Raw genomic sequence first — 13,406 nt, 5'->3', positions numbered from 1 at the left:
CAACAAGCAGTATGTACAAACGGCTCGAGCAAAGGGTATTACCGAGTCACGCGTTCTCTACGGCCATGTATTCCGCAACGCCATGCTGATTATTATTTCGAGCTTCCCCGCCGCGTTTATTGGAATTTTCTTTACCGGCTCGCTGTTGATCGAGGTCATCTTTTCTCTTGATGGCCTCGGGTTACTGGGGTTTGAATCGGTACAAACCCGTGATTATCCGGTGATCTTCGGGACTTTGTTTATTTTTACGCTGATTGGGCTCTTTGTTAAATTGATCTCCGATTTGGCTTATGTCGCTGTCGATCCAAGAATTCACTTTGATAGCCAAGGTAACTGATTTCGTGAGCTCGCGCAGATTCTTTTCATTACGACAAAGACTAAACCCCATCAACCAGCGCAGACTGGATACGTTCTTTGCCAATCCCAGAGCGAAATGGAGCCTGTGGCTTTTTATAGCACTATTTTTGGTTTCATTGTTTGCCGAATTTATCGCCAACGATAAACCCTTGCTGGTGATGTACGATGGAAAATTACACTACCCTGTGCTTGTCTCCTATCCTGAGACAACCTTTGGCGGGGACTTTGATACAGAAGCAGACTACAACGACGAATACGTCAGCGAATTAATTAATGAAAAAGGCTGGCTCCTGTGGCCACCCATTCCCTATAGCTATGACACACACATTGCGAACCTTGATCACCCCGCTCCATCTCCTCCGTCTGACAAAAACTGGTTAGGAACCGACGATCAGGCCAGGGATGTCGTATCCAGAGTCATTTATGGATTCAGAATCTCTATTTTGTTTGCCCTGACCCTGACCATTGGCAGCTGCTTGATCGGGGTTCTGGTGGGCGCACTGCAAGGCTACTTTGGAGGTAAAATCGACCTGCTTGGTCAAAGAGCCCTTGAGATTTGGGGCGGTCTACCTGTCCTCTTCTTGCTCATTATTATGGCGAATATCGTTACGCCCAACTTCTGGTGGTTGCTTGGCATCATGTTGCTTTTCAGCTGGACATCACTGGTGGATGTGGTGCGAGCGGAATTCCTGCGAGGCCGTAACCTGGATTATGTTCGCGCAGCTAAGGCTCTGGGAGTTCCCGATCGAACCATCATGGCCAAACACATACTGCCCAACGCCATGGTCGCGACTGTAACGTTGGTACCATTTATTTTAACCGGAGCTGTAACGACTTTAACCTCTCTGGATTTTCTCGGCTTCGGCATGCCTCCAGGTTCACCCTCGCTGGGGGAGCTGGTTGCTCAGGGGAAAGGAAACCTGCAAGCTCCCTGGCTGGCACTCACCGCCTTTACCGTATTGGCTCTGTTACTAACCTTGCTCGTGTTTATTGGCGAAGGTGTTAGAGATGCCTTCGACCCCCGGTTGGTGACTCAATAATGAATTCCAACAAGCCACGAGAAATGACAAAGAACTCAGCAACACCACTACTGCAAGTTAAAGACCTCTCGGTAGCCTTTCGTCAGGACAACGCTATAACTGAAGTGGTTCAGCACGTTAGCTTCACTGTCCATCCAGGTGAAACAGTGGACCTTGTTGGCGAATCGGGATCTGGTAAGTCCATGACGGCCCACGCGATCATGAAGCTGCTTCCCTACCCCATGGCATTCCACCCAAGTGGAGAGGTGATATTTGACGACCTGGATTTGATTCAACTCAGCGACAAGCGCATGCAGGCAATCCGTGGTAATAAGATAGGGATGATCTTTCAGGAGCCAATGACGGCCCTCAACCCCTTACACACGATTGACAAGCAAATCGGTGAAGTGATTTGTCAGCACCGGGGTATTAACCTGAAACAAGCTCGTCCTTTTATTGTAAATTTGCTGCACAAAGTACAAATACCCAACCCCGAGACGCGCTTAAAATCCTACCCCCATGAGCTTTCAGGCGGACAGAGACAGCGAGTTATGATCGCCATGGCTCTCGCCAATGAACCCCGCCTACTGATCGCAGATGAACCCACAACAGCATTGGATGTCACCGTTCAGAAAGAAATTCTTCAACTTCTCAAAAAGCTCCAGCAAGAAGAGAATCTGGGGTTTCTACTGATCACCCATGACTTGGGCGTCGTTAAGCACATGGCCCAGCAAGTTCTCGTCATGAAGAACGGCGAGATCGTTGAAAAGAATAGCACTCAGGATATTTTCAAAGCTCCTTCTCACAAGTACACCAAGCAGCTTCTACTCAGCAAGCCAGCAGGTAAACCTGCAGAGGTTGCCACTTCAGCTGAAGAAAACTCTACATTGTTATCGACCAAGCAGCTCAATGTGAGCTTCACGACTCGTAAAAGCCTTTTTGGCAAACCTATCGAGCAGTTCCGAGCCGTGAAAGAAGCGAGTCTGGCCATTCAGAAAGGAACAACATTGGGCGTCGTCGGTGAAAGCGGATCAGGCAAGTCCACATTGGCTCTCGCGATTCTCCGGCTCATCGAATCCGATGGCGGCATTCTTTTTAACAACACACTGATTTCTGACATTCCGGAAAAGAAGTTGCGGAGTTTACGAAAGGACTTTCAGATTGTCTTTCAGGATCCTTTTGCTAGTTTAAGCCCACGAATGACAGCTGAAGAGATTATCCAGGAAGGGTTAAATATTCATAACCCCTCTTCGGACACAGCCAACAGGCTTTTATCCCAAGAACAAAAACAAGAGCGTGTTAAAAGCGTTATGCATGAGGTGGGACTCGACAGCGATCTTCGTCATCGTTACCCCCACGAATTTTCCGGTGGCCAGCGCCAGCGTATTGCCATTGCACGGGCATTGATTCTGAATCCTTCGCTGTTGATTCTTGACGAGCCAACATCCGCACTGGATAAAACGGTACAAGTGCAAGTTGTTGATCTTTTGCGTGACCTGCAACAACGAAGACAACTGACCTACTTATTCATCAGCCATGACCTCAGCGTTGTAAAAGCCCTGAGCCATCAAATTGTTGTAATGAAGGACGGTGAAATCGTTGAACAAGGGGACGCTTCAACACTCCTTTCACAGCCCAAACAGGCCTATACGCAGCATTTATTGGCTGCCACTCTTTCCTGATCTTGTTTATTTGGTGTTAACTATCCCATAAAAAAACCGGACTCAAAGGTCCGGTTTTTTTATTCTTAATTCGCACTCATAAATGTTTTCGCAGAGGCTAATAAACCTCAACATCTGCTGAGTCGTTCAGGCTGTTTTGATAGGTGGCCATTTCAGCACCACCAATATCCTGAGCCAATCGCTGCTTGATACCGGTTAACTGCGACTCATCGAGCTCAGGCAATTCTCCAGGTTTCACTACTGTTAACTGAGCCACTACGGTATCGCCATTCGCCAGCGTCAATGTAGTATTCACCGGCTCCGAGCCTTGAGGCTTAGGTAAGGTGAAGATATGAGACAGCAGCTCCATATCCATTGAACGATCATTGCGCTGTACATCGGTTTTAACCTGCCAATCAACACCCTTCTCAGTCGCTAAGGCCTCAAGGTTCTCACCCTCTTCTAGTGCACCAGCGTACTCTTGAGCCTGCTCGCTGAGGATATTCTCAACCTTCTGTTTCGTCAGAATAGCTTTAACCTCTTCGGAAACCTCAGTCAAAGGCTTTACCTCAGGTTGTTTATGCTCTTTCAACTTAACCACAACCACATGATTGTCGGTCAAATCGATAACATTACTTGCCAATCCATCGTGAAGTACGTCTTCACTGAAGACAGCAGCAAGAACCTGATTATTTGATAGAATGCCTGGTCCACCCTGGCGGTCAAACAACTCAGAGGTTTTCGCCTCTATACCCAAGCCATCTGCAGCATTAGAAAGGCTTTCCGCGTTATAGGTGGCATCTGGCAGAGCCTCAAGCAGCTCAACAAAGGTAGACTCAGCAGTAGCCCGAGCCAAACGCTCTTCAATGCCAGCTTTGGCACTTTCGAAGCTCGGAGGGTTAGTATCTTCTATATCTAGCAATTTAATAAAGTGGGTACCTGCATCAGTCTCCACAGGGTCAGAGACTTCACCAACTTCAAGCTCTGACAATGCTCCCTCAAAGGCTTCAGGGAAAGTTGTGCCGTCGGTCATGCCAACGTCCCCGCCCATTTCCTTGGAACCAAAATCGTCGGAGAGCTCTCCAGCTACTGTGGCAAAATCTTCGCCAGAATTAAGGCGGTCTTGAACCTGAGCAATCTTCTTCTCAGCCTCATCACCATCCTCAATTAGAATATGAGCTGCATGCCGTTTCGTTGACGCCGTGAAACTGGCCACATTTTGTTCGTATTGAGCTTTTACTTCTTCAGGGTCAACACCTGTATTTTGTGCAAGGTCGTCAAGGTTCAGATCAATATATTCGACCGAAACACGCTCAGGCTCCATAAACTGCGGCTGGTTGTCGTCATAATAGGACTGTATCTCTTCGTCAGAGATCGATACCTGGTCCACAACAGAGTCAAAAGGCAACGTCAGATAATAAAAACTACGCATCTGCTGGGTTAAAGCTGTCAGGGTCCGAATATCGCCCTCAGTCGCAAATGCACTGGCATTCAGTCCAGATGCATGTTGGTTGACCAGCAGATCCTCAATCAGCAAAGCCTTGTAGCTGGCAGGTGTATAGCCCATGTTACGCAATAACTGAGTATAAAGGTCTGCACTAAAGCGGCCATCCTGCTGGAATTGAGGTGTTGAGATAATCATCTGATTAACATCAGCATCACTAATGGCCATACCGCCATTTTCAGCTGCTTGACGCAATAATTCACGGTTTACAAGACGAGTAAGTACTGGACCCCGGAGCTGCTCATCGCTGACAAGGTCTGCAGGAGCTTGCTCACCGAAACGCTCCAGCAACTGTTGTTTCTGAATGCGTACCGCCCGGGTTAACTCCATTTCTGATACTGGGGCGCCATTGACTTCGGCAGCTTTACCAGCCGTTGAATCTTGAAGAAACAATGAATCAACACCAAAAAGCGCAAATGGAATCATCATCAGCCCGACAATGAAGATTGCCATAGCACCTTTGAGATTGTCCCGGAATGCCTGAAGCATAAAAGACCTCTGTCTAAAATTAAAAACGGCTACTCAGCTTGCCGACGGTTTACTTTAAAAATGTCTGAAACAATAAGTTCTGATTTTATCATTAAAAAAGGCGCATACATGATGCGCCTTTTTTAGACTCTTTACCGCTAACATCCAAAACACTTTTGTACAACTTGTACTCTTTAGCCCTGGTTTTTATTAACGGTGAAGCTCAGAACGCGCCAACTCAGTTGACGGCGTCTTTCAGTGCTTTACCAGCTTTGAAGCTTGGAATCTTGGCAGCTGCAATTTCGATAGGTGCACCAGTTTGAGGGTTACGACCAGTGCGCGCAGCGCGATCTTTTACTGAAAAGGTACCAAAACCGACTAATACAACCTGATCGTCATTTTTAAGTGCACCTGTTACTGCATCGATCATGGCATCAACGGCGCGACCGGCTGCAGCTTTTGGAATATCAGCTGAAGCGGCTACCGCCTCAATCAGTTCAGACTTATTCACACTAAACCCCTTTTGTTCGGATTAAATCAACTAAGTAAACGGGAATCACAAAAAGGATCTTAAGTATCCTTCCCTTGTCCCTGGGCCTGCTCTACGCAAGGAATAACGATTTATACCAACTGCATTTGAGAGGGTCAAGGTAAGTTTGGCAGAATTCACAGGCATTGCGGATAACTGCTCAGTTTGCACTCAACCCGTACGAAAACCACGCCAGGCAAGGGCTGGCGTGGTTTTCGAGCAGTTTAATTAATGAGTACTGATCCTGGGTGACGACGACTTGCTATCTTGAGCTTCAGCTTGCAAAGCTTCATATTCTTCGTCAGTGAAAGGTGTTGGCATTTGCTGTAAAGCCACTTCCAGAACCTGATCAATCCACTGAACCGGGATGATTTTGAGATCCGCTTTAATATTATCCGGAATCTCTTTCAGGTCTCGCTCGTTATCATGTGGAATTAACACCGTTTTAATTCCACCTCGGTGTGCAGCAAGAAGCTTTTCTTTCAAGCCACCAATTTTGAGCACTTCACCGCGCAAGGTAATTTCCCCGGTCATCGCCACATCCGCCATCACCGGTATGTTCGTCAGCACAGACACCAAAGTGGTGCACATCGCAATACCGGCACTGGGGCCATCTTTGGGGGTAGCCCCTTCAGGCACGTGGATATGAATATCTGTATGGTCGATGAAGTCAGGAGCAACGCCAAGCACCTGCGAACGCGAACGAACCACCGTCATAGCGGCCTGAATAGACTCCTGCATCACATCACCCAGAGAACCTGTTTTGATGATACGACCTTTACCCTTGACTGCTGAAGACTCGATGGTCAACAACTCACCACCAACCTGAGTCCAGGCCAAACCTGTGACCTGCCCTACCTGGTTTTCTTCCTCGGCAATGCCGTAATCAAACTTGCGAACCCCCAAATAATCTTCAAGCATCTCTTCCGTCAGACAAGCCTGAGCGGTCGCCTTCTCTTTGACGTGACGAGTCACGACCTTACGGCATAGCTTGGCAATTTCACGGTCAAGACCACGCACACCAGCTTCACGAGTGTAGTAGCGTACGATATCCCTGATAGCGCCATCTTCAATAGTCAGCTCTTTAGCTTTAAGACCATTGTTTTTCATCTGTTTGGGAATCAAATAACGTGTAGCAATGTTGATTTTTTCGTCTTCGGTATACCCCGGAATACGGATGACTTCCATACGATCCAATAAAGGACCAGGGATATTCATAGAGTTGGAAGTACAGATGAACATCACATCGGAAAGGTCGTAGTCCACTTCCAGATAGTGATCGTTGAAGGTATTGTTTTGTTCAGGATCCAGCACTTCCAACAAGGCAGACGCAGGATCACCACGGTTATCCATACCCATCTTGTCAATTTCGTCCAAAAGGAAAAGCGGGTTTTTCACCCCGGCTTTCGCCATTTTCTGAACCAGCTTACCTGGCAACGAACCTATGTAAGTACGCCTGTGCCCTCGGATTTCGGCTTCATCACGTACACCACCGAGAGCCATACGAATAAACTCTCGGTTTGTGGCTCTGGCTATAGACTCACCCAAAGAGGTTTTACCCACCCCAGGAGGCCCTACCAAACACAACACAGGCCCTTTGATCTTCTTGACGCGTTTTTGTACGGCCAAGTACTCAAGAATACGTTCTTTAACCTCTTCCAGACCGTAATGATCTTCTTCCAGTACTTTTTCGGCACGAGCCAGATCATGGCGCACTTTACTGCGTTTTGACCATGGCACACTAACCATCCAGTCAATATAAGCTCTGACAACGGATGCCTCGGCTGACATCGGCGACATCATTTTCAGCTTATTGAGCTCGGCACGGGTTTTCTTCTCCGCTTCCTCAGGCATTTTTGCCTTAACGACTTTTTGCTCCAACTCTTCCATCTCGTTGGGCTCATCGCCAATTTCACCCAGCTCTTTCTGAATGGCCTTCATTTGCTCATTCAGGTAGTACTCACGCTGACTTTTCTCCATCTGCTTCTTAACGCGACCACGAATCCGTTTTTCAACCTGAAACAGGTCAATCTCGGCTTCAATCAGGCCCAGCAAATGTTCGAGTCGATCGCGGATATCAAACATCTCCAGGATCTCTTGCTTCTGCTCCAGATCCAGACTCATATGCGCAGCAACGGTATCCGCCAGACGACCAGGTTCGTCGATCCCGGACAAAGATGTCATCACCTCGGAAGGAACTTTTTTGCTTAAACTCACGTACTGCTCGAACTGAGTCATTGCGGAGCGTAACAAGGCATCCGATTCAGCAGAAGGAATATCCGTGGACAAAAGCTCTTCGGCTTCGGCACTGAAATATTCTTCTTGCTCCTGGATACTAACTACCCTGGCACGCTCTCCCCCCTCAACGAGAACCTTGACTGTTCCATCGGGAAGCTTCAACAGCTGCAGAATGTTAGATATTGTGCCAATGCTATACAGGTCATCTTTACCAGGATCATCATCAGATGCATTACGCTGCGCCAACAGTAAAACTTGCTTACCGGACGACATGGCTTGCTCAAGAGCCTTAATTGATTTTTCCCGCCCGACAAACAACGGGATGACCATATGCGGGTAAACAACCACATCACGCAGAGGTAATAAGGGAAGTTCGATCGTATTCATATCAGCCAATTCAGTCTGCTCCATATCTAACCTCTTTCATCTCGGCCACAACAGCCATGGATGATAAAAGAATGGGGGCTACTTAGGCGAAATACAACATATTAGGGGCGAAAAAACGAAAAAAAGGAGCCTAAGGCTCCTTTTTTATACAAGTTTGGCGCAGACTACAACTGACTGCTCAGCTTTTGCTCAAAGACCACTCCAAACATGTGGTTTTACTCGGAAGCTAATCCTCCGGTGCAGCCTTCTGCTGCTGGGGCTCTTCCGATTCGACGTCATTGGATTCATACACCAATAGGGGCTCTGATTCTCCCTTGATGACAGATTCGTCGACGACGACTTTGCTGACACCTTCTTCGGATGGGATCTTGTACATGGTATCCAGCAGTACCGACTCCATGATCGAGCGCAGTCCACGGGCACCGGTTTTCCGCTCCATCGCTTTGTTGGCAACAGCTTCCAAAGCATCTTTACGGAAATCGACCTCGACACCTTCCATTTCAAACAATCTGCCGTATTGCTTGGTCAGAGAGTTCTTAGGCTCGGTCAGGATTTGCACAAGAGCCTCCAAGTCCAGCTCTTCCAGTGTTGCGATAACTGGCAGACGACCCACAAATTCCGGAATCAAGCCATAGCGAACCAGATCTTCAGGCTCCAGATCCTTGAAGGTTTCACCGATATCTTTATCCGTGTCCTTACTCTTCACTTCGGCACCAAAACCAATACCGCCCTTCTCAGAACGATCGCGAATCACTTTATCCAGTCCGGCAAAAGCACCACCACAGATAAAGAGGATATTGGAGGTATCAACCTGCAGGAATTCCTGCTGAGGATGCTTTCTGCCACCTTGCGGAGGAACAGAAGCCACGGTGCCCTCAATCAACTTCAGCAGAGCCTGCTGAACACCCTCACCAGACACATCGCGGGTGATAGAGGGGTTGTCAGATTTGCGTGAGATCTTGTCAATTTCATCAATGTAAACAATGCCCTGCTGGGCCTTTTCCACATCGTAATCGCACTTCTGCAGCAGCTTCTGGATGATGTTTTCAACGTCTTCACCCACATAACCGGCTTCGGTCAGAGTGGTGGCGTCTGCAATGGTAAACGGTACATTCAACAGGCGAGCCAGGGTTTCTGCCAGCAGAGTTTTACCGCTACCAGTTGGTCCGACCATCAGGATGTTACTTTTACCCAGCTCTACATCTTCCTGATCTTTCTTTTTCTCACCAGCTCGCAAACGCTTGTAGTGGTTATAAACCGCTACGGCCAATACTTTTTTAGCACGCTTCTGACCGATGACATAACCGTCAAGAATCTCAGAAATTTCCTGAGGGGTAGGCAGACGCTCGCTGCTGCCTTCCGCTGCACTTTCCTGGATCTCTTCACGAATTATATCGTTACACAGGTCTACACACTCATCACAGATGAAGACCGAGGGGCCGGCGATCAACTTACGAACTTCATGCTGACTCTTCCCGCAAAAGGAACAGTAAAGCAGCTTGCCGTTGTCATCCCCGCTTTCAGTGGTGTCGGTCATTAAACCTCTCCATCAAATCTCTTTTCTAAGGACTTACAATGCGTCCTACGGCTCATTTTTTCAAGGGTAAAACCCATATATGGTGCGAATTCATGATGTTTTGATTCCGCACAAAAGGGAAACGAGCCCTTCTTATAACCGCTAGTTACTTCAAAAGGCCGACCCAGGCATATAGCCAAGGCCTGCACCCAACCGGTTATTCACCTGCAGCCCTGTGACTAAGAACATCATCAATCAGACCATATTCTTTAGACTCCTCAGCGCTCAGGAACTTGTCACGCTCGGTATCCAAAGCCACCTGCTCGACATCCTGACCGGTATGATAAGCCATAATCTCATTCAGGCGCTGGCGAGTCTTAAGGATCTCTTGTGCGTGAATATGGATGTCACTCGCCTGCCCCTGGGCACCACCACTTGGCTGGTGAATCATTGTCCGGGCATTCGGCAGACAATAACGCTTACCTTTAGCGCCTGCGGTCAACAAAAAAGCACCCATACTGCAGGCCTGGCCAATACACATGGTACTTACATCCGGCTTAATAAACTGCATAGTGTCGTAAATTGACAAACCAGCAGTCACAGACCCACCCGGAGAATTGATATACAAATGAATGTCTTTGTCAGGGTTTTCGGCCTCAAGAAACAAAAGTTGAGCCACAATCAGGTTGGCCATATGATCCTCAACCTGGCCGACCATAAAAATCACACGCTCTTTGAGCAATCTTGAATAGATATCAAATGAACGCTCTCCTCGAGCCGTCTGCTCGATCACCATTGGGACAAGACCAGAATTCTGGATTACTGACGACTGGGAGTGTAAGTCTAATTTTGCCATGGGTTCTATTTGCTTCCTTAATCGACAAGCACACTGTTACTACTCAAATCTGAAAGTACTTACTCAGCGAATTTAAATTGCTGATTAGCGAGATTCAGACGTTGTGAATAGGCTTGGCCTGAGCTTAAACCTTGCTGAAAAGATATTCCACCCCGAAGGCAGAATTGAGAGGGATATTGCCGCGAAACGGACGTTTCGCGGCGATCTTGGATCAATAATCGATCTAAAAGTACTGAGATTACTCAGCGCTTTGGGCGGGCTTGATAACTTCTTCGTAGGTGCTGTTGGTTTCGGTAACCTTGGCTTTATCCAGAATGTAATCAACAACCTGATCTTCCAGAACGACAGACTCTACACCGGCCAGCAACTCGCGGTTGTTGAAGTAGTAGTTAACGACTTCTTCTGGATCCTGATAAGTAGACGCCAGCTCCTCGACCATCTCACGAACACGGTCGCTATCAACCTTGATCTCGGAAGCTTTAACCACTTCACCCACGATCAAGCCAAGAGCAACACGACGCTCTGCTTGCTCAGAGAACATTTCATCCGGCAGCAAAGATTTCAAATCCATATTAGGTTGGGCACCGCCAAACTGCTGCATCATTTGATTACGCAGGGCTTCAACCTCACCAGCGACCAGAGATTTAGGAAGGTCAACTTCATTGGCCTCAATCAGCTTGTCCATGACTTGGTTTTTCAGCTTGGACTTGGCGGCGTTCTTCAGTTCGCGTTCCATATTCTTGCGAACATCAGCACGGAACTGCGCTTCATCATCACCTTCAACACCGTACTTGCTGAAAAACTCAGCATTAAGCTCAGGCAGCTCTTGCTCAGAAACAGAATTCACTTTTACAGCAAACTCAACCGCAGCGCCTTTCAGCTCTTCGGCGTGGTAATCTTCAGGGAAAGACAGGGACAGGGTCTTCTCATCACCCGCTTTAAGGCCTACAAGACCGTCTTCAAAACCAGGGATCATGGAGTTGGAGCCCAACACCAAATCTTGACCTTCAGCTTTGCCGCCTTCGAACTCTTCACCGTCTTTAGTGCCGGTGTAATCGATATTGACTTGATCATCCGTCTTGGCAGCACGATCAACCTGAGTCCAGCTTGCTTGCTGCTTGCGCAGAACATCGATCATATTATCAACGTCAGCGTCTTGTACTTCGGCAACCAGCTTTTCAATTTCAAAGCTGCTGGTGTCGCCAACTTCGATCTCTGGATAGACTTCAAATGTTGCGACAAACTCAACATCTTTACCTTCTTCCATTTCTTTTGGCTCAATGGAAGGCTGCCCAGCAGGCTTAACATCTTCTTGTTGGACCGCATCGTAAAAAGAGCGGCTCATAAACTCACCCACAACTTCCTGGCGAACACCGGCTCCAAAACGTTGCTTAACCACTTTCAAAGGTACTTTACCTTTACGGAAGCCGTTCAAGCGCACTGTTTTAGTCGCTTCTTGCAAACGTTTAGTGACTTCAGTTTCTACTTGCTCAGCTGGAATACCTACGGTCATACGACGCTCTAGGCCAGTGGTTGTCTCGATTGAAACCTGCATGGTGTTCCTCGTGAAAATCAGGTCAATACCTGTCGGTATATCTGGGTAGTGGAGTCAGTCGGATTGCTGACCCCCGCTTGTATGGTGCGGACGGAGAGACTTGAACTCTCACACCTTGCGATACTAGAACCTAAATCTAGCGCGTCTACCAATTCCGCCACGTCCGCGTGACTTGTTTCATTCCAAACATGCTCAATAATCGAGCAACTTTGGCGCAACTCATTGATTTCAGGGAGTTTATACTTCCTCTAAAACGGCTGCTCTTTTAAGGGGTGGTGATTCTGCCATAGTCCCGAGTACGGTTCAATACCCGACGCTAGAAGTTTGCGGTTTGCCGCAGCCTTCGGGGCTATTGTCTTAGCTTCCGGAACTAAAAGCCCCCGATTTCAGGGGTGCAGAGCTTTAACTTGGTAACCCTCGGTTTTCAGTCTGCCCCTCAATCCATCATCACCTACAATATGGCCAGCTCCCACAACGACAAAGAGATCCTCTCCTCGACTCAGCCTTTCAGAGACCTTCACCTGCATCATGGCGTTACGGTCTGCAAAAATCCTCTGAAACAGCTTGTCCTCACGACTTTCAAACGCACCGTTAATGAGAGTCACCAGTGCGGCTTCATCTCCCACCTTCCATGCGGCCATGATAGCCTCAAGAGAGCGTGGAGTTTGATGAAACTCAGACAAGGTCTGCTGAAGAAAGGACACCTCCTCGGCGTCGCTCAATTCCTTAAACAGGCTCATTTGTTCAGCAAAGCTTTCCAGTTCGACAATGGGCATACCTGGGCGAGACTCTTTAACGCTTTTCAGAAAGTGACGATCGATGCCTAAGCTTTCATCGAATCCACTGCGCCGGATTTGCGCTGCGGTTAGCTGCACTGCCACCAGCCAAGGCTGCATGCGTTGAAACGTCTCAACGGAAAACCCCAGCCCTTCAGATATCTCTTTCAGCGATTGCCACTGCTCTTCACCGAGCTTGTCCTGCAAAGTCCCTCCTGAGGGAAGACGCCCAGTCAGAGCAAGCAAGTGCGCCGCCTGAACCTGATCAACCGCGGAGATATCCAACTCGACAACCAGCGAATCGGCGCTGTCGAATGCCTTCTGTACATAGTCGGGCAACGGGTACAGGGATTCATCACCGAAGTGAATGGAACCGAATAGATAAGCCCGCCCGCCACTATCAGGATCATCCACTTGCCACAACAACGGCTCGGCACGCACTGCCGAGCTCACAAACATCAAACACAAAAACAACAGGCGGTAGCCACTTCGAAGCAATTTCATGCTTTTAACATTCTCTCTGAGTGGATCGAACCGCTG

10 protein-coding genes and 1 tRNA gene are annotated in these 13,406 nt (G+C 48.1%); 3 read left to right on the top strand and 8 right to left on the bottom strand.

Annotated features, from left to right (window positions below; all coding sequences use genetic code 11):
• The 3 genes from ACTG33_RS06825 to ACTG33_RS06815 all read left to right on the top strand — a co-directional run.
• A partial coding sequence (locus ACTG33_RS06825) for an ABC transporter permease subunit (protein WP_439134452.1) occupies window positions 1–337 on the top strand: 337 nt, incomplete at its 5' end.
• A 4-nt stretch (window positions 338–341) separates the two neighbouring features.
• A complete protein-coding gene (locus ACTG33_RS06820; RefSeq protein ID WP_439134451.1) occupies window positions 342–1,397 on the top strand; it encodes an ABC transporter permease in 1,056 nt (351 codons plus the stop codon).
• Complete coding sequence (locus ACTG33_RS06815) at window positions 1,397–3,058, top strand: ABC transporter ATP-binding protein (protein ID WP_439134450.1); 1,662 nt, start codon at window positions 1,397–1,399, stop codon at window positions 3,056–3,058. Before ACTG33_RS06820 ends, ACTG33_RS06815 begins: the two co-directional genes overlap by 1 nt.
• 97 nt (window positions 3,059–3,155) lie before the next feature.
• Here the strand turns inward: ACTG33_RS06815 and ACTG33_RS06810 are convergent, their stop codons facing one another.
• The 8 genes from ACTG33_RS06810 to ACTG33_RS06775 form a co-directional block, all read right to left on the bottom strand.
• On the bottom strand, window positions 3,156–5,030 hold the full coding sequence (locus ACTG33_RS06810; RefSeq protein ID WP_439134449.1) for a SurA N-terminal domain-containing protein: 1,875 nt from the start codon (window positions 5,028–5,030) through the stop codon (window positions 3,156–3,158).
• Between the two features lie 217 nt (window positions 5,031–5,247).
• Window positions 5,248–5,520, bottom strand: coding sequence for an HU family DNA-binding protein (locus tag ACTG33_RS06805; RefSeq protein ID WP_439134448.1), 273 nt, complete (start codon window positions 5,518–5,520; stop codon window positions 5,248–5,250).
• A gap of 246 nt (window positions 5,521–5,766) precedes the next feature.
• Complete coding sequence (lon, locus tag ACTG33_RS06800; RefSeq protein ID WP_439134447.1) at window positions 5,767–8,187, bottom strand: endopeptidase La; 2,421 nt, start codon at window positions 8,185–8,187, stop codon at window positions 5,767–5,769.
• 202 nt (window positions 8,188–8,389) lie between these two features.
• Window positions 8,390–9,700 (bottom strand): ATP-dependent Clp protease ATP-binding subunit ClpX, encoded by a 1,311-nt coding sequence (gene clpX / locus ACTG33_RS06795; RefSeq protein WP_439134446.1) that lies wholly within the window; start codon window positions 9,698–9,700, stop codon window positions 8,390–8,392.
• A gap of 196 nt (window positions 9,701–9,896) precedes the next feature.
• Entirely contained in the window at window positions 9,897–10,535 is a 639-nt protein-coding gene (gene clpP, locus ACTG33_RS06790) for an ATP-dependent Clp endopeptidase proteolytic subunit ClpP (protein ID WP_439134445.1), read from the bottom strand.
• A 238-nt stretch (window positions 10,536–10,773) separates the two neighbouring features.
• Window positions 10,774–12,090: a trigger factor gene (gene tig / locus ACTG33_RS06785; RefSeq protein WP_439134444.1), complete on the bottom strand. Its 1,317-nt coding sequence runs from the start codon at window positions 12,088–12,090 to the stop codon at window positions 10,774–10,776.
• An 82-nt stretch (window positions 12,091–12,172) separates the two neighbouring features.
• Window positions 12,173–12,257: transfer RNA gene (locus ACTG33_RS06780), tRNA-Leu, on the bottom strand.
• 219 nt (window positions 12,258–12,476) lie between these two features.
• The gene (locus tag ACTG33_RS06775) at window positions 12,477–13,370 is read right to left on the bottom strand and encodes a TraB/GumN family protein (protein ID WP_439134443.1); all 894 of its coding nucleotides are present in this window, start codon (window positions 13,368–13,370) and stop codon (window positions 12,477–12,479) included.
• Window positions 13,371–13,406: the final 36 nt, after the last annotated feature.

It is taken from the genome of Pseudomaricurvus sp. (genome assembly GCF_965662505.1).
Taxonomy (GTDB): Bacteria; Pseudomonadota; Gammaproteobacteria; order Pseudomonadales; family Cellvibrionaceae; genus Pseudomaricurvus.
This window is presented reverse-complemented; position numbering and strand designations above follow the sequence as displayed.